Source organism: Streptomyces sp. NPDC058683, from assembly GCF_042716195.1.
In the GTDB taxonomy this organism is placed as follows: Bacteria; Actinomycetota; Actinomycetes; order Streptomycetales; family Streptomycetaceae; genus Streptomyces.
On record NZ_JBHXSK010000018.1, the window covers coordinates 66,643 to 91,515 of the forward strand.

The 24,873-nt window shown below is 71.6% G+C and carries 24 protein-coding genes; 16 read left to right on the forward strand and 8 right to left on the reverse strand.

Annotation, left to right across the window (positions count from 1 at the left end):
* Nucleotides 1–50: 50 nt before the first annotated feature.
* Entirely contained in the window at nt 51–500 is a 450-nt protein-coding gene (locus ACFWXC_RS21125) for a glycosyl hydrolase family 28-related protein (RefSeq protein WP_384480751.1), read from the reverse strand.
* Between the two features lie 84 nt (nt 501–584).
* The gene (locus tag ACFWXC_RS21130; protein WP_384480753.1) at nt 585–1,463 is read right to left on the reverse strand and encodes a hypothetical protein; all 879 of its coding nucleotides are present in this window, start codon (nt 1,461–1,463) and stop codon (nt 585–587) included.
* A gap of 335 nt (nt 1,464–1,798) precedes the next feature.
* Between ACFWXC_RS21130 and rplM the strand changes: the two genes are divergently transcribed.
* The 3 genes from rplM to glmM all read left to right on the forward strand — a co-directional run bounded on the left by rplM (nt 1,799) and on the right by glmM (nt 4,399).
* A complete protein-coding gene (gene rplM / locus ACFWXC_RS21135) occupies nt 1,799–2,242 on the forward strand; it encodes a 50S ribosomal protein L13 (RefSeq protein ID WP_351693668.1) in 444 nt (147 codons plus the stop codon).
* A gap of 42 nt (nt 2,243–2,284) precedes the next feature.
* Complete coding sequence (gene rpsI, locus ACFWXC_RS21140) at nt 2,285–2,812, forward strand: 30S ribosomal protein S9 (RefSeq protein WP_046730620.1); 528 nt, start codon at nt 2,285–2,287, stop codon at nt 2,810–2,812.
* A gap of 228 nt (nt 2,813–3,040) precedes the next feature.
* Complete coding sequence (glmM, locus tag ACFWXC_RS21145; RefSeq protein ID WP_384480756.1) at nt 3,041–4,399, forward strand: phosphoglucosamine mutase; 1,359 nt, start codon at nt 3,041–3,043, stop codon at nt 4,397–4,399.
* 128 nt (nt 4,400–4,527) lie between these two features.
* Here glmM and coaA read toward each other — a convergent pair whose 3' ends face one another.
* Together coaA and ACFWXC_RS21155 are read right to left on the reverse strand one after the other, a co-directional pair.
* Nucleotides 4,528–5,496: a type I pantothenate kinase gene (gene coaA, locus ACFWXC_RS21150; RefSeq protein WP_384480758.1), complete on the reverse strand. Its 969-nt coding sequence runs from the start codon at nt 5,494–5,496 to the stop codon at nt 4,528–4,530.
* A 139-nt stretch (nt 5,497–5,635) separates the two neighbouring features.
* Nucleotides 5,636–6,019, reverse strand: coding sequence for a hypothetical protein (locus tag ACFWXC_RS21155; RefSeq protein ID WP_384480760.1), 384 nt, complete (start codon nt 6,017–6,019; stop codon nt 5,636–5,638).
* Nucleotides 6,020–6,488: 469 nt separating this feature from the next.
* Between ACFWXC_RS21155 and glmS the strand changes: the two genes are divergently transcribed.
* From glmS to tsaE, 7 genes are all read left to right on the forward strand, one after another.
* Nucleotides 6,489–8,336: a glutamine--fructose-6-phosphate transaminase (isomerizing) gene (glmS, locus tag ACFWXC_RS21160; protein WP_384480762.1), complete on the forward strand. Its 1,848-nt coding sequence runs from the start codon at nt 6,489–6,491 to the stop codon at nt 8,334–8,336.
* A 53-nt stretch (nt 8,337–8,389) separates the two neighbouring features.
* Nucleotides 8,390–8,761 (forward strand): holo-ACP synthase, encoded by a 372-nt coding sequence (locus ACFWXC_RS21165; protein ID WP_384480764.1) that lies wholly within the window; start codon nt 8,390–8,392, stop codon nt 8,759–8,761.
* 54 nt (nt 8,762–8,815) lie between these two features.
* Nucleotides 8,816–10,270 carry an NAD(P)H-hydrate dehydratase gene (locus tag ACFWXC_RS21170; protein ID WP_384480766.1) on the forward strand — a complete coding sequence of 485 codons (1,455 nt, stop codon included), beginning with the start codon at nt 8,816–8,818 and terminating at the stop codon, nt 10,268–10,270.
* 302 nt (nt 10,271–10,572) lie between these two features.
* Nucleotides 10,573–11,493, forward strand: coding sequence for a L,D-transpeptidase family protein (locus ACFWXC_RS21175; protein WP_384480768.1), 921 nt, complete (start codon nt 10,573–10,575; stop codon nt 11,491–11,493).
* 93 nt (nt 11,494–11,586) lie between these two features.
* Entirely contained in the window at nt 11,587–12,783 is a 1,197-nt protein-coding gene (gene alr / locus ACFWXC_RS21180) for an alanine racemase (protein WP_384480770.1), read from the forward strand.
* A 129-nt stretch (nt 12,784–12,912) separates the two neighbouring features.
* On the forward strand, nt 12,913–14,166 hold the full coding sequence (locus ACFWXC_RS21185; protein ID WP_384480771.1) for an alpha/beta fold hydrolase: 1,254 nt from the start codon (nt 12,913–12,915) through the stop codon (nt 14,164–14,166).
* Entirely contained in the window at nt 14,132–14,674 is a 543-nt protein-coding gene (gene tsaE / locus ACFWXC_RS21190) for a tRNA (adenosine(37)-N6)-threonylcarbamoyltransferase complex ATPase subunit type 1 TsaE (RefSeq protein WP_384480774.1), read from the forward strand. Before ACFWXC_RS21185 ends, tsaE begins: the two co-directional genes overlap by 35 nt.
* Nucleotides 14,675–15,129: 455 nt before the next feature.
* Here tsaE and ACFWXC_RS21195 read toward each other — a convergent pair whose 3' ends face one another.
* Complete coding sequence (locus ACFWXC_RS21195; protein ID WP_384480776.1) at nt 15,130–15,693, reverse strand: hypothetical protein; 564 nt, start codon at nt 15,691–15,693, stop codon at nt 15,130–15,132.
* A 112-nt stretch (nt 15,694–15,805) separates the two neighbouring features.
* Here ACFWXC_RS21195 and tsaB point away from each other — a divergent pair, with 112 nt between their 5' ends.
* The 4 genes from tsaB to ACFWXC_RS21215 are packed head-to-tail and all read left to right on the forward strand — an operon-like array spanning nt 15,806 to nt 18,324.
* Entirely contained in the window at nt 15,806–16,462 is a 657-nt protein-coding gene (gene tsaB / locus ACFWXC_RS21200; protein WP_384480778.1) for a tRNA (adenosine(37)-N6)-threonylcarbamoyltransferase complex dimerization subunit type 1 TsaB, read from the forward strand.
* A 17-nt stretch (nt 16,463–16,479) separates the two neighbouring features.
* Nucleotides 16,480–16,977, forward strand: coding sequence for a ribosomal protein S18-alanine N-acetyltransferase (rimI, locus tag ACFWXC_RS21205; protein WP_384480941.1), 498 nt, complete (start codon nt 16,480–16,482; stop codon nt 16,975–16,977).
* Nucleotides 16,970–18,061, forward strand: coding sequence for a tRNA (adenosine(37)-N6)-threonylcarbamoyltransferase complex transferase subunit TsaD (gene tsaD, locus ACFWXC_RS21210; protein WP_384480780.1), 1,092 nt, complete (start codon nt 16,970–16,972; stop codon nt 18,059–18,061). The genes rimI and tsaD overlap by 8 nt, the downstream gene beginning before the upstream one ends.
* Nucleotides 18,058–18,324 (forward strand): hypothetical protein, encoded by a 267-nt coding sequence (locus ACFWXC_RS21215; RefSeq protein ID WP_384480782.1) that lies wholly within the window; start codon nt 18,058–18,060, stop codon nt 18,322–18,324. Before tsaD ends, ACFWXC_RS21215 begins: the two co-directional genes overlap by 4 nt.
* On the opposite strand, the gene ACFWXC_RS21220 is transcribed toward ACFWXC_RS21215, so the two are convergent.
* From ACFWXC_RS21220 to ACFWXC_RS21230, 3 genes are all read right to left on the reverse strand, one after another.
* A complete protein-coding gene (locus ACFWXC_RS21220; protein ID WP_384480784.1) occupies nt 18,321–18,959 on the reverse strand; it encodes a TetR/AcrR family transcriptional regulator in 639 nt (212 codons plus the stop codon). The genes ACFWXC_RS21215 and ACFWXC_RS21220 overlap by 4 nt on opposite strands.
* Nucleotides 18,956–19,627 carry a DUF998 domain-containing protein gene (locus tag ACFWXC_RS21225; protein WP_384480786.1) on the reverse strand — a complete coding sequence of 224 codons (672 nt, stop codon included), beginning with the start codon at nt 19,625–19,627 and terminating at the stop codon, nt 18,956–18,958. The genes ACFWXC_RS21220 and ACFWXC_RS21225 overlap by 4 nt, the downstream gene beginning before the upstream one ends.
* 138 nt (nt 19,628–19,765) lie before the next feature.
* The gene (locus ACFWXC_RS21230) at nt 19,766–22,063 is read right to left on the reverse strand and encodes a glycoside hydrolase family 3 N-terminal domain-containing protein (protein ID WP_384480788.1); all 2,298 of its coding nucleotides are present in this window, start codon (nt 22,061–22,063) and stop codon (nt 19,766–19,768) included.
* A gap of 104 nt (nt 22,064–22,167) precedes the next feature.
* Here ACFWXC_RS21230 and ACFWXC_RS21235 point away from each other — a divergent pair, with 104 nt between their 5' ends.
* Nucleotides 22,168–23,199, forward strand: coding sequence for a LacI family DNA-binding transcriptional regulator (locus tag ACFWXC_RS21235; RefSeq protein WP_384480790.1), 1,032 nt, complete (start codon nt 22,168–22,170; stop codon nt 23,197–23,199).
* Nucleotides 23,200–23,371: 172 nt separating this feature from the next.
* On the forward strand, nt 23,372–24,703 hold the full coding sequence (locus tag ACFWXC_RS21240) for an endo-1,4-beta-xylanase (RefSeq protein WP_384480792.1): 1,332 nt from the start codon (nt 23,372–23,374) through the stop codon (nt 24,701–24,703).
* The last annotated feature ends 170 nt before the right edge of the window (nt 24,704–24,873 follow it).

Consider the following 24,873-nt stretch of genomic DNA (forward strand, 5'->3'; position numbering starts at 1 on the left):
CCCGAGGCCATTGTGCCGCCGGTCAGAACCTAGTAGGACTCCTGACTCCGCTAGGTCTTCACGTTGGGCCTGCTCAGGAGCATGTTGGGCAGGTGGACGCCGGGTCGACGACGATCAGGGCCTCGCCGGTGAAGTTGCCGATGCCGGGGCGGAGGAAGGAGTCGGCCATGTCGGTGCGCACCGGGAAGTGCGGGTTCCGGTTCGCCGCGCAGGGTCACGCCCAGGGAGAGCCTGAGCGGCGCGGCGATGCGGTACCTGCCGGGCGGGAAGTAGACCGTGCCGCCCTGGCCGGCCGCGTCGATGGCCTTCTGGATGGCGGGCTGGTCGTCGGCGGAGTCGTCGCCGAGGGCGCCGTACGCGGTGTCCCGCACGTTCAGCCGGCCCGCGCCGGTGCCGGACGCGGCGGCCGCCGGGGCCGCGGTGGCGACCGTGGTGGCGAGAGCCGTGCCGTCGAGGCCGGCCGCACCGGCGAGCAGTCCGCGTCTGGACGTGTCCGTCATGAGTCCCCCCAAGGGCCCGACGACCGGTGATCTCCTTGATCACCGGTCGGGCCCGGGGAGAGTCTCAGGTGCTCCGCGGATACGTCACTGGTTCGCGGCCGCCGAGGCCTGGGCCTCGCCCCGCCTGCGGATCTGCCGGAAGGTGAACTCCGCCAGGTCGTCACCGGTCTGGAAGACCTTGGTGTCCTTGGTGGTGACGTCCTTGCCGTTGAGGAAGCCGGCGGTGGTGAAGTAGGCGTACCGGCCGTAGGAGTTGGTCGTCGTACGGCAGACGCCGGAGGTGCAGAAGGCCTTCACCCCGGAGCCGGCCAGTGCGCTGACGAAGCCCTTCTTGTCGGCCTCGGTCTTGGCCTTGGCCGCCTGCGCCTCGGTGTCGAAGACGGCCACGCCCACCGTCACCGCGGCGCCGTCCTTGAAGTAGGTGACGCGCAGCAGCCGGGTGCAGTCATTCTTGGTGAGGATGTTCGGGAGGGTGCCCTTGGCGGCCGTGGCGCACTTCTTGGTGTCGGCCGTGGCGCCCTTCTTGTACACCGTCTCGCCCATGGTCAGCTGGGTGCCCGGGAAGAGGGTCTCGGCGCTCAGTGGCGCCGTGTCCTTCTTCACACTGGATATGAATTCCTCGGGGTCCAGCGGCGGCGGCGCACTCGTCGGCGCGAAGGACGGCGCCGAGTCCGCCGAGTCGCTCGGCAGCGAGGCGCTCGCGGGCAGGTTGCTGGGTGTTCCGGAGGCGTTGTTGTCGCCGTTCGCGGACACCACGGCCATGGCGACGGCCGTGCCGATCGCCAGCGTGGCGACCACGCCACCACCGATGAACAGCACTCTGCGCCGCTTGTTCCGCGTCTCCGAGGCCTCGGCGAGCGCGGCCCAGTCCGGGGTCTGGTCGGTGCCCCCGTTCCAGGGCTGCTGCGACTGCGGTTTCCAGGGATCCCACTGGGACTGGGGTCCCCCCTGCCCATAGCTCATGGGGCGCATCTTAGACGGGGGCCGGGGGTACTGGTGTGACAGTACGAAGGGTGATAGTGGACCTTTGGGGCACGGGGGAGCATCCCGGTGCCGTCGCGCGCCGCGGAAGTCCGCGCGAGCTCGTTTTGACCCGTCAGGGGGCACCCTTGTAAGCTTCCTCATCGTTGTGTATTGGTTCGCTCATTCTCACGGGAGTGGCCTCTACCTAGGTTCCCTGGAGCAGTTACCAGTGGGCGGCATACGGGCAGCGTCTCCGGCATTGTCGTCCCCAGCTGCACGATCGCTTCAGTGATGCCATGTGTCAGTACCCATCCACTGAAGAAGAAGGCTGCGAAGTGCGTACGTACAGCCCTAAGCCCGGCGATGTGACTCGCCAGTGGCACGTCATCGACGCCCAGGACATCGTCCTGGGTCGTCTCGCCACCACCGCCGCGTCCCTTCTGCGGGGCAAGCACAAGCCGATCTACGCTCCTCACGTCGACACCGGTGACTTCGTCATCATCATCAACGCCGACAAGGTGCACCTGTCCGGCAACAAGCGGACCCAGAAGATGGCGTACCGCCACTCCGGCTACCCGGGCGGTCTGCGCTCCGTCCGCTACGACGAGCTGCTGGACAAGAACCCCGAGAAGGCCGTCGAGAAGGCCGTCAAGGGCATGCTCCCCAAGAACACGCTGGGCCGTCAGATGCTCTCGAAGCTGAAGGTCTACAAGGGTGACGTGCACCCGCACGCTGCGCAGCAGCCGGTGCCGTTCGAGATCACCCAGGTCGCGCAGTAAGTCCGGCCACCCCCTAAGACTGAAGAGAATCTGAGGAGAATCGTGGCCGAGACCACCGTTGAGCAGCCGGTCGAAGAGACCGAGACCGAGCTGGTCGACATCGACAGCTACACCACCGAGTCCGAGGTCCCCGTCGAGGGTGAGTACACCTCGGAGTCCCTCGCGTCCCGCTTCGGCGACCCGCAGCCGGCCGCCGGCCTGGGCCGTCGCAAGAACGCCATCGCCCGCGTCCGGATCGTCCCGGGCACCGGCAAGTGGAAGATCAACGGTCGCACCCTTGAGGACTACTTCCCCAACAAGGTGCACCAGCAGGAAGTCAACGAGCCCTTCAAGGTGCTGGAGCTCGAGGGCCGTTACGACGTCGTCGCCCGCATCGCCGGTGGCGGTGTCTCCGGCCAGGCCGGTGCGCTCCGTCTCGGTGTCGCCCGCGCCCTGAACGAGGCCGACGTCGACAACAACCGCGGCCCGCTCAAGAAGGCCGGCTTCCTCAAGCGCGACGACCGTGCGGTCGAGCGCAAGAAGGCCGGTCTGAAGAAGGCCCGCAAGGCCCCGCAGTACAGCAAGCGTTAATCGCTCGCTGCCTGCCCGTACGCATATACGGGCCCGGCCCGCGTATCCGGGTCCTGGCTCGGCGCGTACTCCGAACGCCCCGGCGGCACGCCACATGTGCCGCCGGGGCGTTCGTTTATCCCGGCCAAGGGCGTATAACGACACAAGACGCTCAAAGGCTGGTGTGATCGCATGACTAAGCGCCTGCCATCATTTCCTGGCAGCAAAGACGCTTCTTCAGGAGGACAAGTGGGACGACTCTTCGGCACGGACGGCGTGCGCGGCGTCGCCAACGCGGACCTGACGGCCGAGATGGCGCTCGCGCTGTCGGTGGCGGCGGCGCACGTGCTGGCCGAGGCGGGCACGTTCGAGGGCCACCGGCCGAAGGCGGTCGTCGGGCGGGATCCCCGCGCGTCCGGGGAGTTCCTGGAAGCGGCCGTGGTCGCGGGCCTGGCGAGCGCGGGCGTCGACGTCCTGCGCGTCGGGGTGCTGCCCACCCCGGCGGTCGCGTTCCTGACCGGCGCACTCGGCGCCGACCTGGGCGTCATGCTCTCCGCCAGCCACAACGCCATGCCCGACAACGGCATCAAGTTCTTCGCCCGCGGCGGCCACAAGCTCGCCGACGAGCTCGAGGACCGGATCGAGGCGGTCTACGAGTCCCACCGCCACGGCGAGCCCTGGGAGCGGCCCACCGGCGCGGGCGTCGGCCGGGTACGGTCCTACGACGAGGGCTCCGAGCAGTACATCGCCCACCTGCTGTCGGTCGTTCCGAACCGGCTCGACGGGCTGAAGATCGTCCTGGACGAAGCGCACGGCGCGGCCGCGGGGGTCTCGCCGGAGGCGTTCCGCCGGGCCGGCGCGGACCTCGTCACGATCGGCGCGGAGCCGGACGGGCTCAACATCAACGACGGCTGCGGCTCCACGCACCTCGGCAAGCTGAAGGCCGCGGTCGTCGAGCACGGGGCCGCCTTCGGCATCGCGCACGACGGCGACGCGGACCGGTGCCTGGCCGTCGACCACACCGGCGAGGAGATCGACGGCGACCAGATCCTGGCCGTGCTGGCGCTGGACATGCGGGAACGGGGTGCGCTGCGCGCCGACACCGTCGTCGCCACCGTCATGTCCAACCTCGGCTTCAAGCTGGCGCTGGAGCGGGAAGGACTGCACCTCGTCCAGACCGCGGTCGGTGACCGGTACGTCCTGGAGGAGATGAAGGAGCACGGGTACGCCCTCGGCGGCGAGCAGTCCGGGCACGTCATCATCCTCGACCACGCGACGACCGGTGACGGCACGCTGACCGGGCTGCTGCTGGCGGCGCGGGTCGCCCAGACCGGGCGGTCGCTGCGGGAGCTGGCGGGCGTGATGGAGCGGCTGCCGCAGGTGCTGATCAACGTGCCGGACGTCGACAAGTCCCGGGTGAAGACCTCCGGGGACCTGGCGGCGGCCGTCGCGGAGGCGGAGCGGGAGCTGGGGGAGACGGGGCGCGTGCTGCTGCGCCCCTCGGGCACCGAGCCGTTGGTACGGGTGATGGTGGAGGCCGCGGACATCGAGCAGGCCCGGTCGGTGGCGGGGCGGTTGGCCGACGCCGTGAAGTCCGCGCTCGGGTAGGTTTTCTCGCCGGGTTCGGGCCGCCGGGGGAGGTGCCCCTTAAGGGGCACTGTCCCTCGGCCGGGGCGAGCGCGCCGGGGGTGATCAGACGCAGAGGCGGCATGACGCCTCTGCGACAGGCGGGGATGTCAGAGCTTGCGCAGCCTCAGCCGCTGCACCTTGTGGTCCGGGCCCTTGCGGACGACCAGGGCGGCGCGGCCGCGGGTGGGGGCGATGTTCTCGACCAGGTTGGCCTTGTTGATGGTGCGCCACAGGCCGCGGGCGTACTCCAGGGCCTCCTCCTCGGACACCTGGGTGTACTTCCTGAAGTACGAGTCCGGGTTCTGGAAGGCGGTCGCGCGCAGCTTGCGGAAACGGTTGAGGTACCAGCGCTCGATGTCCTCGGCGCTCGCGTCGACGTACACGCTGAAGTCGAAGTAGTCGGCGAGGCCGACCCGGGTGCGGCCGTCCTTGCCGGGCAGGGCGGGCTGGAGGACGTTGAGCCCTTCGACGATCAGGATGTCCGGGCGCCGGACGGTGAGCTTCCGGTCCGGCACGATGTCGTAGATCAGGTGTGAGTAGACGGGGGCGGTGACCTCGTCCTTGCCGGCCTTGATGTCGGCGACGAAGCGGGTCAGGGCCCGGCGGTCGTACGACTCGGGGAAGCCCTTGCGCGCCATCAGACCGCGGGCTTCCAGTTCCTTGGTGGGAAGCAGGAAGCCGTCCGTCGTCACCAGCTCGACGCGCGGGTGCTCGGGCCAGCGGGAGAGCAGGGCCTGCAGGAGCCGGGCGACGGTCGACTTCCCGACGGCCACCGAGCCCGCCACGCCTATGACGAACGGGGTGCCGGACTGGGAGCCCTGTTCGCCGAGGAAGGTGTTCAGGGCGCCTCTGAGCCCGTCAGTGGCACCGACGTACAGATTGAGCAGGCGGGACAGCGGGAGGTAGATGTCCCGCACCTCGTCGAGGTCGATGACGTCGCCGAGGCCACGCAGCTTCTCGACCTCCTCGGCGGTGAGCGGCAACGGTGTCTTGTCGCGCAGCGCGCTCCACTCGGAACGGGTGAGGTCGACATAGGGAGTCGCCTCCGGCCTGTGCCGGTGGGCGCTCCGGGGCATCGGGGAGACCGGAGAGATCACAATCCATTGTTAACGGAGTTTGAACTGGGTGGGGGGTGGGGTCGGTCACGTGGTCAGCGGTCCGGCGGTATCCGAAGCCCTTCGTTCTGTTCTGCCGGCACGCTTCGTCGGGGAGCTCTCAGCCCTCGTTGTCCAGCGCGGCTCCGGGAGCCTTGCGCAGGGCGAGGCTTCTGCCTGCCAGCTGTGCGAGCGACTTGGCGCGTGCGACAAAGATCTCCGGGTCGTCCATCCTGGCAGTCACCTGCGGCGGATAGATGTCGGAATCGACGTGGCCGGGAAACGCGTCACGCAACGCGGTCAGAACATTCGTCTGATCAGGCTCGGGGAGTTCCCCGAGGAAGACATGGCCCGATGCGGCACCTGCAGCGACATCACGCTTTGCCTGATCGTCCGTCACATGCCGGAGAACGAAAGTGGCCACATCGTCGAAGAGGGCGGACGTGGCGAACCAGTTGAGGTCCTCTCCCGGCCCGCTGGGTGGGAGAGACACGAGCTTTGTCATCGCTTCTTTTCCTCTCGCAGTCCTTGTAGCAGGGTGGGCGGGCGGAGTCTCGGAAGTCCCGGCAGTCCGGGGCACCGGGACGCGGCATGACGACGGGCCCCGTGATGCGGCGACATCGTTCCCCCCGGTTGCCGGCGGGCCTACGCCTGCCGGGTGGTCATGCGCCGGTCAAGCGCGGGCCATGGTAGGCGTACGGCGGCCGTGCCGGGCAAGCGACTTCGTGCGAGGAGCGGCGGGGGAGTGGCGTGAAGTCGCGCATTGTCCGGGGGCGAGGGGGTGTGTTCACGGCACGCCCACGGGAATCCCGCGGCAGTCCTGCGTGCGGGACCGGTGGGCGGGATCCGCGGGCGACCGGTGACGGCCGGATGAGGTCGGCTGGGTTTCCATCGGTGCGGATCGGCTCGATGATTTCCGATTTCGGGCACGCTGAGCCGTGTTCGGGTGGAGGTCGGCACTTAGGCTGCCGCTCATGTGCGGAATCGTGGGATACGTGGGGGCGCAGTCGGCGCTCGATGTGGTGGTCGCCGGGCTGAAGCGGCTGGAGTACCGCGGGTACGACTCCGCGGGCGTCGCCGTGCTCGCGGACGGCGGGCTGGCCTCGGCGAAGAAGGCCGGGAAGCTGGTCAACCTGGAGAAGGAGCTGACGGAGCGGCCGCTGCCGGCCGGTGCCACCGGGATCGGGCACACCCGCTGGGCCACGCACGGCGGGCCGACGGACGCCAACGCGCATCCGCACCTCGACAACGCGGGCCAGGTCGCCGTCGTCCACAACGGGATCATCGAGAACTTCGCCGCGCTGCGCGCCGAGTTGGCGGAGCGCGGGCACGACCTCGCCTCCGAGACGGACACCGAGGTGGTCGCGCATCTGCTGGCGGAGGAGTTCTCCGTGACCGCCGACCTCGCGGAGGCGATGCGGCTGGTGTGCCGGCGCCTGGAGGGCGCGTTCACGCTGGTCGCCGTGCACGCGGACGACCCGGACGTGGTCGTCGGCGCACGCCGGAACTCCCCGCTGGTGGTGGGCGTTGGAGAGGGCGAGGCCTTTCTCGCCTCGGACGTCGCCGCGTTCATCGCCCACACGCGGTCGGCGATCGAGCTGGGCCAGGACCAGGTGGTGGAGCTGCGCCGGGACGGCGTGACGGTGACGGGCTTCGACGGCGCCCCGGCGGACGTCCGCTCGTACCACGTCGACTGGGACGCGTCGGCAGCGGAAAAGGGGGGTTATGACTACTTCATGCTCAAGGAGATCGCCGAGCAGCCCAAGGCGGTCGCCGATACGCTCCTGGGCCGCATCGACGCGGCCGGCTCCCTGACCCTCGACGAAGTCCGGATCGGCGCCACCGAGCTGCGCGAGGTGGACAAGGTCGTCATCGTCGCCTGCGGTACGGCCTTCCACGCAGGCCTGATCGCCAAGTACGCCATCGAGCACTGGACGCGCATCCCCTGCGAGGTGGAGCTGGCCAGCGAGTTCCGGTACCGGGACCCGATCCTGGACTCCCGGAGCCTGGTGATCGCCATCTCCCAGTCCGGCGAGACCATGGACACCCTGATGGCCCTGCGGCATGCGCGGGAACAGGGCTCCAAGGTCCTGGCGATCTGCAACACCAACGGCTCGACGATCCCGCGCGAGTCGGACGCGGTGCTGTACACCCACGCCGGTCCTGAGGTCGCGGTCGCCTCGACCAAGGCGTTCCTCACCCAGTTGGTGGCCTGCTACCTGGTCGCCCTGTACCTCGGACAGGTGCGGGGCACCAAGTGGGGCGACGAGGTCGGCGCCGTGATCCGGGACCTCTCGCACATCTCCGGCGAGGTCGAGCGGGTCCTGGAGACCATGGAGCCGGTACGGGAGCTCGCGCGCTCCCTCGCCGACAAGAAGACGGTGCTGTTCCTCGGCCGGCACGTCGGCTACCCGGTCGCCCTCGAAGGCGCCCTGAAGCTCAAGGAACTGGCCTACATGCACGCCGAGGGCTTCGCGGCGGGCGAGCTGAAGCACGGCCCGATCGCGCTGATCGAGGAGGACCTGCCGGTGGTGGTCGTCGTGCCGTCACCGCGCGGCCGGTCCGTCCTCCACGACAAGATCGTCTCCAACATCCAGGAGATCCGGGCCCGGGGCGCGCGCACGATCGTGATCGCGGAGGAGGGGGACGAGGCGGTGGTCCCGTACGCAGACCACCTGATCCGCATCCCGGCCACCCCGACCCTGCTCCAGCCCCTCGTCTCCACGGTCCCCCTCCAGGTCTTCGCCTGCGAACTGGCCACGGCCCGCGGCAACGAGGTCGACCAGCCGCGCAACCTGGCGAAGTCGGTGACAGTGGAGTGAGGCGAGGCGGCCGGGCGGGCCTGCGGTGGCCGGGGCGATCGTAGAGTGCCCGGGTGAGCATCATCGGGGTAGGGATCGACGTCGCCGAGATCGACCGGTTCCGGGAGTCGCTGGAGCGGACTCCCGGGCTGGCCAGGCGGCTTTTCGTGGAGCGGGAGTTGCTGCTGCCGAGCGGGGAGCGGCGCGGTATCGCCTCGCTCGCGGCGCGGTTCGCGGCCAAGGAGGCGCTGGCCAAGGCGCTGGGGGCACCGCCCGGGCTGCTCTGGACGGACGCGGAGGTGCTCGTGGAGGACAGCGGGCGGCCGTGGTTGCAGGTGAAGGGGAGCGTGGCCGCGTGCGCGGCGGAACTCGGGGTGCGGTCCTGGCATGTGTCGCTCAGCCATGACGCCGGGGTGGCGTCGGCGGTGGTGATCGCGGAGGGGTGACCCGGGCGGGGCGGGCGGATGCGCGCCCCACCGGTTCCGGGGGAGACTCGGGGCATGCGGACTGCTTACAGCGTGGAGACGGTACGGGCGGCCGAGCGGGAGTTGATGGCGCGGCTGCCGGAAGGGGCGCTGATGCAGCGGGCCGTCGCCGGGCTGGCCGCCACCTGCGCCGAGTTGCTCGGACGGGTGTACGGCAGCCGGGTGGTGCTGCTGGTCGGCAGCGGGGACAACGGCGGCGACGCGCTGTACGCCGGGGCACGGCTGGCGAAGAGGGGGGCGGGGGTCGCGGCCGTGCTGCTCGCGCCGGAGCGCACCCACGCCGGCGGCCTGGCGGCGCTGCGCCGGGCCGGCGGTACGGCCGTACTCCCCGGTGCCGCCGAGGAGTTGATCCTGCGGTCCGATCTCGTCGTGGACGGGATCGTGGGGATCGGCGGGAAGGGCGGGCTGCGGCCCGAGGCCGCCGCGCTGGTCGCCGTGGTGGAACGGTCGCGCGCCGTCGTCGTCGCCGTGGACCTGCCCAGCGGGGTGGACGCGGACAGCGGCGAGGTGCGGGGAGCGGCCCTACGGGCGGACCTGACCGTCACCTTCGGCACGCACAAGCCGGGGCTGCTGATCGATCCGGCGCGGGAGTACGCCGGTTCGGTGCGGCTGGTCGACATCGGGCTCGAACTGCCCGAGGAGGCCGAACTGGAGGCCTTGCAGGACGTGGACGTGGCGCGGCTGCTGCCGATGCCGTCCGCGGAGAGCGACAAGTACCGGCGGGGAGTGGTGGGGATCGCCGCCGGGTCGGCCCGTTATCCCGGGGCCGCGGTGCTCGCCGTCGCGGGGGCGTTGCGGGGCGGGGCCGGGGCCGTACGGTACGTCGGGCCCGCCGGGGACGAGGTGCTGGCGCGGTTTCCCGAGACGCTGGTGTCGGACGGGGGGCCGCGCAAGGCCGGGCGGGTGCAGGCGTGGGTGGTCGGACCGGGAGCCGGAGACCACGCCGAGGCCGTCGCCGAGGTGCTGGAGGCGGACGTGCCGGTGCTGGTCGACGCGGACGGGCTGCGGCTCGCCGACCGGGACGCGGTGCGTGCTCGTACGGCGCCGACGCTGATGACGCCGCATGCCGGGGAGGCGGCGGCGCTGCTGGGGGTACGGCGGGAGGAGGTCGAGGCCGGCCGGCTCGCGGCGGTGCGGGAGCTGGCGGGGGCGTATCGGGCGACGGTGCTGTTGAAGGGGGCGACGACGCTGGTGGCGGAGCCGGGGGGAGGGGCGGCGGCCGTGCGGGTGAACGCGACGGGGACGCCGTGGCTGGCCACCGCGGGGAGTGGGGATGTGCTGTCGGGGCTGGCCGGGTCGTTGCTGGCGTGCGGTCTTGACGGGCGGGACGCGGGGAGTGTGGCGGCGTATCTGCACGGGCTCGCGGGGCGGTTCGCGGCGGAGGGGGCGCCGACGGTTGCGCATGCGGTGGCTGACGCGTTGGGGGCGGCGTGGAGGGGTGTTTTCCCACCCACCCGCCCGACTCGGTAGGCCAAGACCTCACCCTCCAGGGGCAGCGTTGTGCGGCGGGTGCGGCCGGGTGGGGGCTGATCGCGCAGTTCCCCGCGCCCCTGAGGGGCACGCGCTGCTCGCCTCGGCCGCGGAGTGGGGCCCCGTGATCCTGAGGGGCGCGTGCTGCTCGTGTCGGCCGCGGAGTGGGGTGGGGTGCTCGGAAGGGGGGCGGTTCTGTCGGGCGTGTGGGTACCCCGTCTCGCCGGAGGCCCCTGCATCCGTCGGGTGACCTGGCCGCGCGGCTTCGCCGGATTTCTGGGTGTGCGGGGTTGTCTGATCGCATGATTAGTGGACGAATCGTGCGTTATCGGGGCGGTTCTGCACGCGGGGTCGCGGGGGCCCTCGTCGCCGCCGTGGTCGTTCTGTGCCTCGGGGCCGGGAGCGTCGCCGCGGACACCGTTCCCAACCCGCCCTCCGCCGTTGCCGAGTCGGAGCTGGTGCCGGGGGTCGCGCCCGGCCCCGGGCAGCCGTGGCAGATCGACACCCCCGACCAGATGCTGGCGCCGAAGGTGTACACGCCCAGCGCCAAGGAGGACGCCGTCGAGCCCAAGGAGGCGCCGCCGGGGGCGTACGACCTCGTCGAGTACGTGCCGCTCAGCGACGCCGTCGCCAAGGTGAGCTGCTCCAAGCTGACCGGGCCGTACCAGCGGCAGATCGAGCAGTGGCTGAAGCTGAAGGTGGACGGGAAGCAGTCCACCGCCGACTGCAAGGCCATCCAGAAGTTTCAGAAGCAGTACAAGATCAAGCCGGCCATCGGGTTCGCGGGGCCCGTGACCTGGTACCAGATGATGCTCCTCTCGGCGAAGAAGAACCCGAACGCCAAGAAGAACTGCCCCGTGAAGTCGTACCGGGTCGTCTGTGTCGATCTCAACCGGCAGGTCACCTGGGTGCAGAAGGGCAGCAAGGTGGTCTTCGGGCCGGTGCAGATGCGGAGCGGACGGAAGGGGTACGCGACCCGGGCCGGGTGGCACACCGTCTACTGGCGGCACAAGAACCACTGGTCGACCCTGTACAACTCGCCCATGCCGTACGCCCAGTTCTTCGACGGCGGCCAGGCCTTCCACGCCGTCTACGGCTCCATCTACACCACCGTCGGCTCCTGGGGCTGTGTGAACCTCAAGCTCGGCGACGCGAAGAAGCTGTGGGGTGTGCTGAAGAAGGGCGACAAGGTGTACGTGTGGGGGCACCGGACGGGTACCTGAACCGGTGCCCGGCGGGTACCCGAGGGTGACCGGGGCCCGTACGGGGGCCTGTGCCGGAGGGCTGTCAGAGGCCTCTGAGACACTGGGGGCGCGATGAGTGAGACAGCTAGTGCACCGACCGCGCCCCTGCGCGCCCGCGCCGAGATCGACCTGGCCGCCCTGCGGGCCAACGTGCGGACCCTGCGCGCCCTCGCGCCGGGCGCGGCCCTGATGGCCGTGGTGAAGTCCGACGCGTACGGCCACGGGGCCGTCCGGTGTGCCCGCGAGGCCGTCCGGGCGGGCGCGGGCTGGCTCGGTACGGCCACCCCCGAGGAGGCCCTGGCGCTGCGCGCGGACCCCGGGCTGCCCGCGGACGTGCGGATCATGTGCTGGCTGTGGACCCCCGGCGGGCCGTGGCGGGAGGCCGTCGAGGCCGACCTCGACGTGTCGGTGAGCGGGATGTGGGCGCTGCGGGAGGTCGTCGCGGCCGCCCGCGCCGCCGGCCGCCCCGCGCGCGTACAGCTCAAGGCCGACACCGGGCTCGGGCGCAACGGCTGCCAGCCCGGTGACTGGCCCGAGCTGGTCGCCGAGGCGCTGCGCGCGCAGACGGCGGGGCTGGTCCGGATCACGGGGCTCTGGTCGCACTTCGCCTGCGCCGACGAGCCCGGCCATCCCTCCATCGCCGCCCAGCTCACCGCCTTCCGCGAGATGCTCGCCCACGCCGAGGAGCAGGGCGTGCGCCCCGAGGTGCGGCACATCGCCAACTCGCCGGCCACCCTCACCCTCCCCGAGTCCCACTTCGACCTGGTCCGCACGGGTATCGCCCTCTACGGCCTCTCGCCCAGCCCCGAACTGGGCAGCGCGGCCGACTTCGGGCTGCGTCCGGTGATGACCCTCTCCGCCTCCCTCGCCCTGGTGAAGCACGTCCCGGGCGGCCACGGCGTGAGCTACGGGCACCTGTACGTCACCCCCGGTGAGACCACTCTCGGGCTGGTCCCCGTCGGCTACGCGGACGGCATCCCGCGCCATGCCTCCGGCACCGGACCGGTGCTGGTCGGCGGCAAGTGGCGGACGGTCGCCGGGCGCGTCGCCATGGACCAGTTCGTCGTCGACCTCGGCGGCGACGAACCCGAAGTCGGCTCCGAGGCCGTGCTGTTCGGTCCGGGCGACCGGGGCGAGCCCACCGCCGAGGACTGGGCCCAGGCCGCGGGCACCATCGCCTACGAAATCGTCACCCGCATCGGAACCCGGGTTCCCCGCGTCTATGTGAACGGGGAACCGAGTGGGCAAGAACCAGGGGACGAGGACTGACCTCAGGGGTTCGGCAACGGCAGAACCCGGTTACACCTGTAACAGCAGCAACACACGCAACACTCACCTCGTGAGCATCACCCGTATCACCTAACGAGCGAACTGCAGTACGGCGAAGAGGAGCGGTACGTGAGCGAGAGCAGTGCGGAGGCCGTAGCGGACGCCGCGGCGGCCGTCGCTTCCGCCACGGGGGCGGACGGGAGTTGGCTCAAGGTCACCGGTATCGCCGGGGCCGCCATAGGAGTGCTCGCCGCCGGGGCGGCCGCGGGGGTCGCCGTGGAGCGGATGACCGTCGGCCGCGGGATGCGCCGCAAGGCCCGGCTGGCCCTGGACTCGGCGGGACCGTACGGCACCCTGCGCGGCACACCCGGCAAGGCGACCTCCGACGACGGCACCGAGCTGTACTACGAGGTGGACGAGGTGGAGCCCGACCTCGGCCCGGCCGTCTCGCCGCGCCGCCGCCGGCTCTTCGGCCGCAAGGCGCCCGCCCCCGTCACCGTCGTCTTCAGCCACGGCTACTGCCTCAACCAGGACTCCTGGCACTTCCAGCGGGCGGCCCTGCGCGGGGTCGTCCGCACCGTGCACTGGGACCAGCGCAGCCACGGCCGCTCCGAACGCGGTGTCGCCCAGCACGAGAGCGGCGTTCCGCTCACCATCGACCAGCTGGGCCGGGACCTGAAGGCCGTCCTCGACGCGGCCGTCCCCGAGGGGCCGATCGTGCTGGTCGGGCACTCGATGGGCGGCATGACCGTGATGGCGCTCGCCGCGCAGTACCCCGAGCTGATCCGCGAGCGGGTCGTCGCCACCGCCTTCGTCGGTACGTCGTCCGGGCGGCTCGGCGAGGTCAACTTCGGGCTGCCGGTCGCCGGCGTCAACGCGGTGCGCCGGGTGCTGCCCGGAGTGCTGAAGGCGCTGGGCACCCAGGCCGCGCTGGTGGAGAAGGGACGGCGGGCCACCGCCGACCTGTTCGCCGGGATCATCAAGCGGTACTCGTTCGCGTCCCGGGACGTCGACCCGGCCGTCGAGCGGTTCGCCGAGCGGATGATCGAGTCCACCCCGATCGACGTGGTCGCCGAGTTCTACCCGGCCTTCACCGACCACGACAAGACCGCGGCCCTCGCCTATTTCCAGAACGTGCCGGTGCTGGTGCTGGCCGGGGTGCAGGATCTCGTCACCCCCAGCGAGCACAGCGAGGTCATCGCCGATCTGCTGCCCGACGCCGAACTGGTGCTGGTCCCGGACGCCGGTCACCTGGTCATGCTGGAACACCCGGAAGTGGTCACCGACCGCCTCGCCGACCTGCTCACCCGCGCGGGTGCCGTGCCGGCAGGGGCTACGGTAAGTGGCTATGGAAGCACCAGCAGCACGGCACAGCCAGGCTGACGGCCTGGCCGGAGCCGGGGCCGGCAACGGCACGGAGTTGATCGTTAACTCTCCCGGGCAGATGGGGGAGCTGGGGCGCCGACTGGCCAAGTTGCTGCGCGCCGGTGACCTCGTGATGCTCAGCGGGGAACTCGGCGCCGGCAAGACGACGCTGGCCCGCGGACTGGGCGACGGGCTCGGTGTGCGCGGGGCCGTCACCTCCCCGACCTTTGTGATCGCCCGCGTCCATCCGTCCCTCGGGGACGGGCCGCCGCTCGTCCACGTCGACGCGTACCGCCTGGGCGGCGGGCTCGACGAGATGGAGGACCTGGACCTCGACGTCTCGCTGCCCGACTCGGTGGTCGTCGTGGAGTGGGGCGAGGGCAAGGTCGAGGAGCTGACCGAGGACCGGCTCGTCGTACGGATCCACCGGGCCGTCGGGGACACGACCGACGAGGTACGGCACGTGACCCTGACGGGGCTCGGGGAGCGGTGGGCCGCGGTGGCTCTGGGCGTGCTGTCCGCCTGAGCGGCGGGCGGAGCCGGGTCCGCCGTTGCGGTGGGCGCGGGCCGGGGGCCGCGTGAACATTCCGACAAGGCGTCGGCAAGATATTGCGTTTCGTGACTCGGGCGTGGTCACATGGTACCCAGCCCGTAGTTAGGTGTACCTAACTTCGTCCGCCCCCGCAGCTCAGGAGGCGTCCATGCCCGCGTCCACGTCCAAGGAGCGGCGGCCGTTCGCGGTCGCCGGAGTGTCCATGCGCGAGCTTCTGGCGTCCTGTGCGGCCGCTGACGCGGTGTCGAGGCCGCCGAGAGTGCCGGAGCTGCCTCTGAGGCCGGTCGAGCAGGACCGTAGGGCTGCCTAGGCGGGGGCGGCCGGTAGGTTCTCCGGCGCGGCTGTGTGGGGGCTGAGCGCGCCCGCGCGGCGACAGCCGCATATCGATACAGCCCCGCGCCCCTACGGGGCGCGTTCCTCGGGGGCGTTCAACGGATCACCATCACCTTCACGCCGATCGTCGCGAACATCCACATCGCGTCGCCGTCGGGGCGGGTTTCGCGGATGCCGCCTGTTTTGACCGTCGGGTCGGGGGGTTCGATCATGCTCGTGCCGGTGGCCGCGCTGAAGCCGATCGCCGAGCCGTCCTTCGTGGTGGTGAAGCGGACCACGTGTTCGATGGGGAGGCCGTCCGTGCCCGTGACCGCCTTGGAGCGGGACGTCACCCAGTAGGCGCCCACGGGCGGGTCGATCGTGCCGGGCCGCACCGGGAAGGTGCGCTCGACGCGCTCGCGCTCGTCGACGAGCCAGACCCGGTCGTCGTCCACCGAGTACACCACCCGTTCACCCGTTCCGGAGTTGTTCGGCAGGGCGGTGGGGTGGTGCTGGTCGCGGGGTGCCTTGGTCGCCGGCGCTCCCGGGGCGGGGCTCGACGAGGGCCTGTCGCCGAGGCCGGGCGGTACGGTGGCAGAGGCCTGGTAGGCGAGGAGACCGACCGCCCCGACAGCCGCCGCGGTGAGGCCGGCCACGATTCCCGAGCTGGTCCCTGACACGTGCGCCACCTCTGACTCGCCGTATATGTCGTACTTCGTACAGACCGTAGCAGTCAGTGACCGTCCGCCCCTGGCGGCCGTGCTCGCGGCGTCGGAGCCGTAGGCTGTTCGCGTGCTCTTGCTCGCTCTGGATACCGCCACCCCCGCCGTCACCGTCGCGTTGCACGACGGTGAGGCCGTCATCGCCTCGTCGGGTCAGGTGGACGCGCGCCGGCACGGCGAGCTGCTGCTGCCGGCCGTCGACCGCGTTCTCGCCGAGGCCGGGGTCAAGCTGGACGCCGTCACCGGGATCGTCACAGGCGTCGGTCCCGGTCCCTACACCGGCCTGCGGGTCGGTCTGATGACCGCGGACACCTTCGGGCTCGCGCTGGGCGTGCCCGTGTACGGCCTCTGCACGCTCGACGGGCTCGCCTACGCGGCCGACGTCGAGAAGGGCCCGTTCGTCGTGGCGACCGACGCCCGCCGCAAGGAGGTCTACTGGGCGACGTACGCCGACTCGCGCACTCGGCTCACGGATCCGGCCGTCGACCGGCCCGCCGACATCGCCGAGCAGGTCGCCGGGATGCCCGCCGTCGGAGCCGGGGCGATGCTCTACCCCGGCACCTTCCCGGTCGTGCACGAACCCGAGCACGTCTCCGCGGCCGCCCTCGCCTCGCTCGCCGTCGAGCGGCTGGCCGCCGGCGAGGAGCTGCCCGCGCCCCGGCCGCTGTATCTGCGCCGGCCGGACGCCCAGGTGCCCAAGAACTACAAGGTGGTCACCCCCAAGTGACGGCACAGTTGCGCGAGATGCGCTGGTGGGACATCGACCGGGTCCTGGAGCTGGAGAAGGGCCTGTTCCCCGAGGACGCCTGGTCGCGGGGGATGTTCTGGTCCGAGCTGGCCCACTCGAGGGGTCCGGAGGCGACCCGGCGGTACGTGGTCGCGCTGGCGGACGAGCAGGTCATCGGGTACGCGGGGCTGGCCGCCCAGGGCGAACTCGGGGACGTCCAGACCATCGCCGTCGCCCGCGACCACTGGGGCACCGGGCTCGGCGGACAGCTCCTCACCGAGCTGCTGCGGGCCGCGACCGCCTTCGAGTGCGCCGAGGTCATGCTGGAGTGCCGGGTCGACAACACCCGCGCGCAGAAGCTCTACGAGCGGTTCGGCTTCGAGGCCATCGGGTTCCGACGCGGCTACTACCAGCCGGGGAACGTGGACGCCCTGGTGATGCGCCTGATGACGAAACCGGGCGGCGGCCCCGCCGACGGCCCCACTTCCGGACAAGGAACCGAGATCAATGGCTGACGAACCCCTGGTTCTGGGGATCGAGACCTCCTGCGACGAGACCGGCGTCGGCATCGTCCGGGGCACCACGCTGCTCGCCGACGCCATCGCCTCGTCCGTCGACGAGCACGCCCGCTTCGGCGGAGTGGTGCCCGAGGTGGCGTCCCGGGCGCACCTGGAGGCGATGGTCCCGACCATCGAGCGCGCGCTGAAGGACGCGGGCGTGAGCGCGAAGGACCTGGACGGCATCGCGGTCACGGCCGGCCCCGGCCTGGCCGGCGCGCTGCTGGTGGGTGTCTCGGCGGCGAAGGCGTACGCGTACGCGCTCGGCAAGCCCCTGTACGGCGTGAACCACCTCGCCTCCCACATCTGCGTCGACCAGCTGGAGCACGGTCCGCTGCCGGAGCCGACGATGGCCCTGCTGGTGTCCGGCGGGCACAGCTCCCTGCTGCTCTCCTCGGACATCACCTCCGACGTACGGCCGCTCGGCGCGACCATCGACGACGCGGCCGGCGAGGCCTTCGACAAGATCGCCCGCGTGCTGAACCTGGGCTTCCCCGGCGGCCCGGTCATCGACCGCTACGCGAAGGAGGGGGACCCGCGGGCCATCGCCTTCCCGCGCGGTCTCACCGGTCCGCGCGACCCGGCGTACGACTTCTCCTTCTCCGGCCTCAAGACGGCGGTGGCCCGCTGGATCGAGGCCAGGCGGGCGGCCGGCGAGGACGTCCCGGTCCGCGACGTGTCGGCCTCCTTCCAGGAGGCGGTCGTGGACGTCCTGACCCGCAAGGCCGTCCGGGCCTGCCGCGACGAGGGCGTCGACCACCTGATGATCGGCGGCGGGGTCGCCGCCAACTCCCGGCTGCGTGCCCTGGCCCAGGAGCGCTGCGAGGCCGCGGGCATCCGGCTCCGCGTCCCCCGCCCGAAGCTGTGCACGGACAACGGCGCGATGGTGGCCGCCCTCGGCGCCGAGATGGTCGCGCGCAACCGGGCCGCGTCCGGCTGGGACCTCTCGGCGGACAGCTCCCTGCCGGTGACGGACCCGCATGTGCCGGGCCACCACCACGACCATGTGCACGAGGTCAGCAAGGAGAACCTGTACACGTGACGGTCGCGTTGATGTGGGAGGCGCGGGCGGTGCCCGGCCGGGGCGCGGACCTGCTGACGTGGGCGCGTGAGCAGGGCCTTTCCGGGACCCCGCTGCGCCGGGAGACCTTCCGGGCACCGCAGGACCGGGTCCTGGTGATCACCTGGTGGGACGGGTCGTACGACGACTCGGGCTTCCCCGAACTCGCCGACCCGCCCGGGGACCTGGTGACCCGCCCGGTGCACCGCTGGCGCTTCGAGTCGGCCGGGGTGGAGACCCTCTAGGGCCTCGGCCACGTCTGGCGGATCTGGGCGTCGGTCATGGCGGAGGTGCGGGCCGTCGGGGCCTGTTCGAGGCCGAAGCCGATGAGCAGGACCTCGGCGTAGCGGCGCCAGGCGTCGGGGGCGATGTCGTGGGTGCGGTCCACGACGGCGCCGACCATGTACAGGTAGGCGTACACGTCGGAGGCGGCGAAGTCCGCGCGGACCGCGCCCGCCGCCACGGCCCGTGCCACCAGGCCGTCGACATGGCCGCCGAGTTCGTCGCGCATCGCGGCGAGCGGCCCGGTGCCGAGGTCCGCGTGGGCGAGGATGACGTCCAGGGCCCGGTCCCCGGCGCGCCAGCGCGCCGTCTCCAGCAGGTACTGGCGCAGCGCCCGGCCGGGGTCGGTGTGCTCTTCGGCCGCCGCCGCGAGCCCCAGGAACGTGGTGAACCGCTCGGTGAACAGGGCGTCGATCAGCGTCTGGAGGTCGGCGAAGCGGCGGTAGACCGTGCCGACGCCGACCCCCGCCTCGTGGGCGATCTCGTTGAGGGTGACGACGGCACCCCGCCGCGCGATCATGCGGTTGGCCGTGTCCATGATCAGCTGACGGTTTCGTTCCGCGTCCGCGCGCAGCGGGCGTTGCGTTTCCCGGGTCACACCGGGACATTCTCCAGTACGGCCGGGCGGGGCAGCCGGCCGGCCAGGAGCAGGGCGCCGGTCACGGTGCCCCACAGCAGCCAGGAGTAGACCCCGGCGCGCTCGAACACCCCGGCGGTGCTCGCCGAGGCACCGACCAGGGTCTCGCTGAGCAGGCCCAGCACGCCGACCGTGACACTGAAGACGCGGTACGGCGTCGGGGCGCCGAGACCGCGCAGCGACCCCGCCATGATCACGACGGTGTTCGCGCACAGGATGCCGACGGCGGCCGCGACGACATGGACGACCAGGCTGTAGCCCGGCCCGTGCGCGGAGCCGTGGAAGAGCCCGACCAGGACGAACGCCACGCCGTGGGTGGCGGCGAGGGCGACGACGACGCGCCGCGCACGGCCGCTGACCAGCACGGACAGCAGGATCACGCCGGTCGCGAAGAGGATCCCCTGGAGCATGAAGGAGGTGTTCATCAGCTGGTGCTCGGGGGAGCAGAGCTCGCGGCCCTGGAACTTGGTGCCGCAGTCCGGCACACCGAGGTCGCTGATGTAGTTGGTGGCGTAGCTGTAGGGCGGATCGTTCCAGGCCGCCGCGGTGACGGCTTCGGCGATCACCCATTGCAGGGCGTTCACCACCAGGACGACGGCGCCCAGCGACAGCCGACGGCTGCGTGACATCGGGACTCCTCACGTTGCGGACCAGGCCGGCACGCACCACCGTAGCACTAAGCGGATAACTCTATCCGCTTAGTGTGGTGGCGGGCCGTGAGGAGTGCCCTGCCGCAGGTCAGGAAGCCGTCTGCGGCGCCCCGGCGGTCACACCACCTCCGTCTCGCAGCGCAGCATCCGGTCCGGGCCCAACCGCCGCACCGGACCCGTCAGTTGCAGCCGCACCGCGGCTCGGACCTCCGTGCTCGAAGCGCCCACCCGCAGCTCCAGCCCGCCCGGCTCCACCACCCGTGCGCCCTCCCGGTCGGTGAACGCCGAGAGGTCGGTGTGGAAGCGGAAGGTCAGCCGGCGGGACTCGCCCGGCGCCAGGTCCACGCGCCGGTAGCCGATCAGGCGGACGTCCGGGCGGGTCACCGACGCCACCGGGTCGTGCAGGTAGAGCTGCACGACCTCCGTGCCGGCCCGGTCACCGGTGTTGCGGACCGCCACGGTCACGTCGTAGGAACCGTCCGTGCCGATCCCGGCCGTGGCCTGCGACACGAGGTCCCACGCGAACGTCGTGTACGAGCGGCCGTGCCCGAACGGGTACAGCGGGGTCGGGTCCAGGTTGCTGAGCTCGCCCGCCAGGCCGAGCGGGGGCTGAAGGTAGGTCCAGGGCTGGCCGCCGGGCACCCGCGGGACGCTCACCGGCAGCCGGCCCGAGGGGTTGACGCGGCCCGACAGCACGCCCGCCACCGCCGGGCCGCCCTCCTCCCCGGGGAAGAACGCCTGCACCACCGCGCCGAGCCGGCCCTGCCAGCGGCCCAGCGCGTAGGGGCGCCCGGTGAGCAGGACCAGGACCACCGGGACGCCCGTCGAAAGCAGCGCGTCCAGCAGGTCGGCCTGGACGCCGGGCAGCGACAGATCGGCGACGTCACAGCCCTCGCCCGACGTGCCCCGCCCGAACAGGCCCGCCCGGTCGCCGAGCACCGCCACGCACACGTCCGCCTCCGCGGCGCGCGCCACCGCCTCCTCGAAGCCCGCGGTGTCCGGGTCGGAGACGTCACAGCCCTCGGCGAACGTCACCTTCGCGTCCGGGAGTTCGGCGCGCAGCGACTCCAGGACGGTGGGGATGGCGATGCCCAGGTCGACCTCCGGGTGGTGGGTCAGGACATGCGACGGGAAGGAGTAGCAGCCGAGCATGGCCAGGGCGTCGGCCGCGCGCGGGCCGACCACCGCGACACGGGTGCCGGGGGCCAGCGGCAGGACGCCGTCCGGGTTGTCCAGCAGGACCACCGACTCCTCCGCCAGCCGGCGGGCCAGGCCGCGGTTGGCCGCCGAGTCGAGGTCGACCGGGCCCTGGGGCTCGGGATCCCAGTCCGCGTCCAGCAGCCCCAGTTCGCACTTCTGGAGCAGCACCCGGCGGACCGCCCGGTCCACCAGGACCTCGGGGACCGTGCCCTCCCGCACCGCCGTCACCAGCGGGCGGCCGTAGCACTTGAGGGTCGGCAGTTCGACGTCGATACCCGCCGCCAGCGCGAGACGGGCCGCCTCCGCCTCCGTGCCCGCCACCCGGTGGAGGGTCTGCAGGAAGCCGATGCCGAAGTAGTCGGCGACGACGGTTCCCGTGAAGTCCCAGTCGTCACGGAGCAGTTCGGTCAGCAGACGGGGGTCCGCCGACGCCGGGACACCGTCCGTCTCGTTGTACGCCGCCATCACCGAACGGGCCCCGCCCTCGCGCAGCGCCATCTCGAACGGGGGGAGGGTGACGTCCGCGAACTCCCGTACCCCGGCCCGCACCGGGGCCAGATTGCGGGCGCCGGCCGAGGCGGCGTACCCCGCGAAGTGCTTCAGCGTGGCGATGATCCCGGCCGACTCCAGGCCCCGGACATAGGCCGTGCCGATCGTGCCCACCAGGTACGGGTCCTCGCCGATCGTCTCCTCGACCCGGCCCCAGCGCGGGTCCCGGACCACGTCCAGGACGGGGGCCAGACCCTGGTGCACGCCGACCGAGCGCAGGTCCGCGCCGATGCTCCGGCCCAGCTCCTCCACCAGCGGCGGGTCGAAGGCGGCGCCCCAGGCGAGCGGGACCGGATAGGCCGTCGCCTGCCAGGCCGTGAAGCCGGCCAGGCACTCCTCGTGGGCGATCGCCGGGATGCCGAAGCGGCCGGCGGCGGTGATCCGGCGCTGGGCGCGGGCCAGTGCGCGCGCGCCCAGCGCCGGGTCCACAGGGGCGGTGCCGAAGGAGCGGGTCAGCTGGCCGAGGCCGAGGGTGACCAGCTCGTCCCAGACGTAGTCGGCGGTCATCTCGCGTTGCAGCGGGGCGACCCCGTCGCCGTCGGTGGCGGCGCCCACCCACACGCCGTAGAGCTGGGCGGTCTTCTCCTCCAGGGTCATCCGGGGGAGCAGGTCGTCGACGCGGGCCGGGGCGGGCAGTGCGGGGTCTCGCCAAGGAGCGGTGGTCATGAAACTCCCGTCACGAATGTTTCGTACAACACACCGAATGTTCCGGGAACCTATGGCGTGCGCAGGTCTTCGTCAAGGGGGAGCGCAGGGATACGATCGCGGGCATGACGCCTCCGAAGCCCGCAGAAACGCAGACGGCGACACTCGCCGAAATCGCCCGTGAGGCCGGCGTGTCCGCTCCGACTGTTTCGAAGGTCCTGAACGGGCGCGCGGATGTCGCGCCGGCGACCCGCACCCGGGTCGAGGAGCTGCTGCGCGCCTACGGCTACCGGCGCCGGCGCGCCGAGGCCTCCCGGTCGCCGCTGATCGACCTGGTCTTCCACGAGCTGGAGAGCGCCTGGGCGATGGAGGTCATCCGGGGGGTGGAGAACGTGGCCCGGGACGCCGGGCTGAGCGTGGTGCTCAGCGAGAGCGCCGGGCGGCTCACCCCGGGGCGGACCTGGGCCGACCAGGTGGCGGCGCGGCGGCCGCACGGGGTGGTGCTGGTGCTGTCGGGGCTGGACGAGTCGCAGCGGGCGCTGCTGCTGAGCCGGTCGATCCCGTTCGTGGTGATGGACCCGGCGGGGGACCCGGGGCCCGACGTCCCCTCGATCGGGGCGACGAACTGGCAGGGCGGCCTGGCCGCGACCCGGCACCTGGTCGAACTGGGGCACCGGCGCATCGGGGCGATCAGCGGGCCGGCCCGGATGATGTGCAGCCGGGCCCGGGTGGACGGCTACCGGGCCGCGCTGGAGACCGCCGGGCTCCCCGTCGACCAGGGCCTGGTCAAGGCCGGGGACTTCCACCACGACGCCGGCTACCGGCTCGGCCTGGAGCTGCTGCGCATGCCCGACCGGCCCACCGCCGTCTTCACCGGCAACGACCTCCAGGCGCTCGGGCTGTACGAGGCCGCGCGTGAGCTGGGGCTGCGGATCCCGGAGGACGTGAGCATCGTCGGGTTCGACGATCTGCCGGTGGCCCGCTGGGTGGGGCCGCCGCTGACGACCGTACGGCAGCCGCTCACCGAGATGGCCGAGGCGGCGGCCCGGCTGGTGCTGGAGATGGGGCGGGCGGAGGAGGCCACCACCGCGACCCGGGTGGAGCTCGCGACCAGCCTGGTGGTGCGGTCGAGCACGGCGGCGCCCGCGGCCGGGTGAGACCGGCTGGCCGGAAGTTGACGTATTGACGGGTGGTGCGGGCGTCTCCACACTCCACCGAAGCCAATCGGTTGTACGACCGAAAGTTTCGGAGGCACCCGCAGTGAGATCTCTGAGAACAGGCTTGTCCACCCGCTTGTCGACCCGCTTGTCCACCCGGTTGTCCACGGGCTTGTCCCTGGCGGCACTCGTCACCGGCGCCGCACTGCTGTTCACGGCGCCCGCGGCGCACGCCGCCGACACCCCGCTGCGCGACCTCGCCGCCGCCAAGGGCAAGGTCATCGGCACCGCGGTCACCGGCGCCAAGCTCACCGGGACGTACGGCGACGTCGCCGGCGCCCAGTTCAGCTCGCTGACCCCGGGCAACGCCATGAAGTGGGGGTCGGTCGAGCCCACCCAGGGCGGCTTCAACTGGACCGAGGCCGACCAGATCGTCGCCTTCGCGCAGGCCCACAACCAGCAGGTACGCGGCCACACCCTGGTCTGGCACAGCCAGAACCCCGGCTGGCTGACGAACGGCACCTGGACCTCCGCCCAGCTGAGCAGCCTGCTGCAGAACCACATCAGCACCGAGGTCGGCCGCTACCAGGGCAGGATCGCCGCCTGGGACGTCGTCAACGAGCCCTTCAACGAGGACGGCACCTACCGCTCCACCCTCTGGTACAACGGCCTCGGCGCCGACTACATCGCCAACGCCCTGACCTGGGCTCACGCGGCCGATCCGGCGGCCAAGCTGTACATCAACGACTACAACGCCGAGGGCGTCAACGCGAAGTCCACGGCCCTGTACAACCTGGTCAGGTCCCTGAAGGCGGCGGGCGTCCCGATCGACGGGGTCGGCCTCCAGGCCCACCTGATCCTCGGCCAGGTGCCCTCGACCCTCCAGCAGAACATCCAGCGCTTCGCCGACCTCGGTGTCGACGTGGCGATCACCGAGCTGGACATCCGGATGGCACTGCCCTCCGACTCCGCCAAACTCGCCCAGCAGAAGGCCGACTTCAAGTCGGTGCTGGCCGCGTGCGTGGCCGTGAGCCGCTGCGTCAACGTCACGGTGTGGGGCTTCACCGACTCCGACTCCTGGGTGGACAGCACCTTCCCGGGGTACGGGGCGGCAACCCCGTACGACGCGAACTACGTGCCGAAACCGGCGTACTACGGGATCGCGGAGGCGCTCGGCGGGACCACGACCACACCGCCGCCGACCGGTGCCTGCTCGGCCGCCTACAGCGTGGGCAGCCAGTGGAACACCGGGTTCACCGGCCAGGTGACCATCTCCTGCTCGGGCGCCTCCCTCACCTCCTGGAAGGTGAACTGGACGTACGGTGCCGGGCAGCAGATCACCCAGGCCTGGAACGCCGTCTGCACCCAGTCGGGCGCGGCCGTGTCCTGCGCGAACGCCTCCTACAACGGGACGGTGGCGGACGGGAGTTCGGTGACCTTCGGGTTCAACGCGTCCTGGAGCGGCAGCAATCCGGTGCCGACGGTCACACTGAGTCCGGTCTGAGAAGGGTGAGATTTTCCGAAGAAAACCTCTTCGCGGCGCTCGCGCTAACAGTCCCCTAATAATTCGGACTTACGTTCCTGTCTCGTGACGGGACACGAGGAGCAAGGCGGCGCGGGCAGACGGGCGGGCCGGCGGTCGAGAGGGCTGAAGATCGTCGGCCTCACCCTGGC

What these genes read in the sequence shown, in the direction of transcription:
- tsaE (WP_384480774.1), top strand. Translation starts at nt 14,132, where the DNA reads ATGGAAGCACCAGCAGCACGGCACAGCCAGGCTGACGGCCTGGCCGGA.
- coaA (WP_384480758.1), bottom strand. Translation starts at nt 5,496, where the DNA reads ATGCCCCGGAGCGCCCACCGGCACAGGCCGGAGGCGACTCCCTATGTC.
- glmS (WP_384480762.1), top strand. Translation starts at nt 6,489, where the DNA reads ATGTGCGGAATCGTGGGATACGTGGGGGCGCAGTCGGCGCTCGATGTG.
- rimI (WP_384480941.1), top strand. Translation starts at nt 16,480, where the DNA reads ATGCGCTGGTGGGACATCGACCGGGTCCTGGAGCTGGAGAAGGGCCTG.
- alr (WP_384480770.1), top strand. Translation starts at nt 11,587, where the DNA reads ATGAGTGAGACAGCTAGTGCACCGACCGCGCCCCTGCGCGCCCGCGCC.
- tsaD (WP_384480780.1), top strand. Translation starts at nt 16,970, where the DNA reads ATGGCTGACGAACCCCTGGTTCTGGGGATCGAGACCTCCTGCGACGAG.
- ACFWXC_RS21170 (WP_384480766.1), top strand. Translation starts at nt 8,816, where the DNA reads ATGCGGACTGCTTACAGCGTGGAGACGGTACGGGCGGCCGAGCGGGAG.
- ACFWXC_RS21230 (WP_384480788.1), bottom strand. Translation starts at nt 22,063, where the DNA reads ATGACCACCGCTCCTTGGCGAGACCCCGCACTGCCCGCCCCGGCCCGC.
- ACFWXC_RS21125 (WP_384480751.1), bottom strand. Translation starts at nt 500, where the DNA reads ATGACGGACACGTCCAGACGCGGACTGCTCGCCGGTGCGGCCGGCCTC.
- ACFWXC_RS21155 (WP_384480760.1), bottom strand. Translation starts at nt 6,019, where the DNA reads ATGACAAAGCTCGTGTCTCTCCCACCCAGCGGGCCGGGAGAGGACCTC.
- ACFWXC_RS21130 (WP_384480753.1), bottom strand. Translation starts at nt 1,463, where the DNA reads ATGAGCTATGGGCAGGGGGGACCCCAGTCCCAGTGGGATCCCTGGAAA.
- ACFWXC_RS21175 (WP_384480768.1), top strand. Translation starts at nt 10,573, where the DNA reads ATGATTAGTGGACGAATCGTGCGTTATCGGGGCGGTTCTGCACGCGGG.
- ACFWXC_RS21235 (WP_384480790.1), top strand. Translation starts at nt 22,168, where the DNA reads ATGACGCCTCCGAAGCCCGCAGAAACGCAGACGGCGACACTCGCCGAA.
- ACFWXC_RS21225 (WP_384480786.1), bottom strand. Translation starts at nt 19,627, where the DNA reads ATGTCACGCAGCCGTCGGCTGTCGCTGGGCGCCGTCGTCCTGGTGGTG.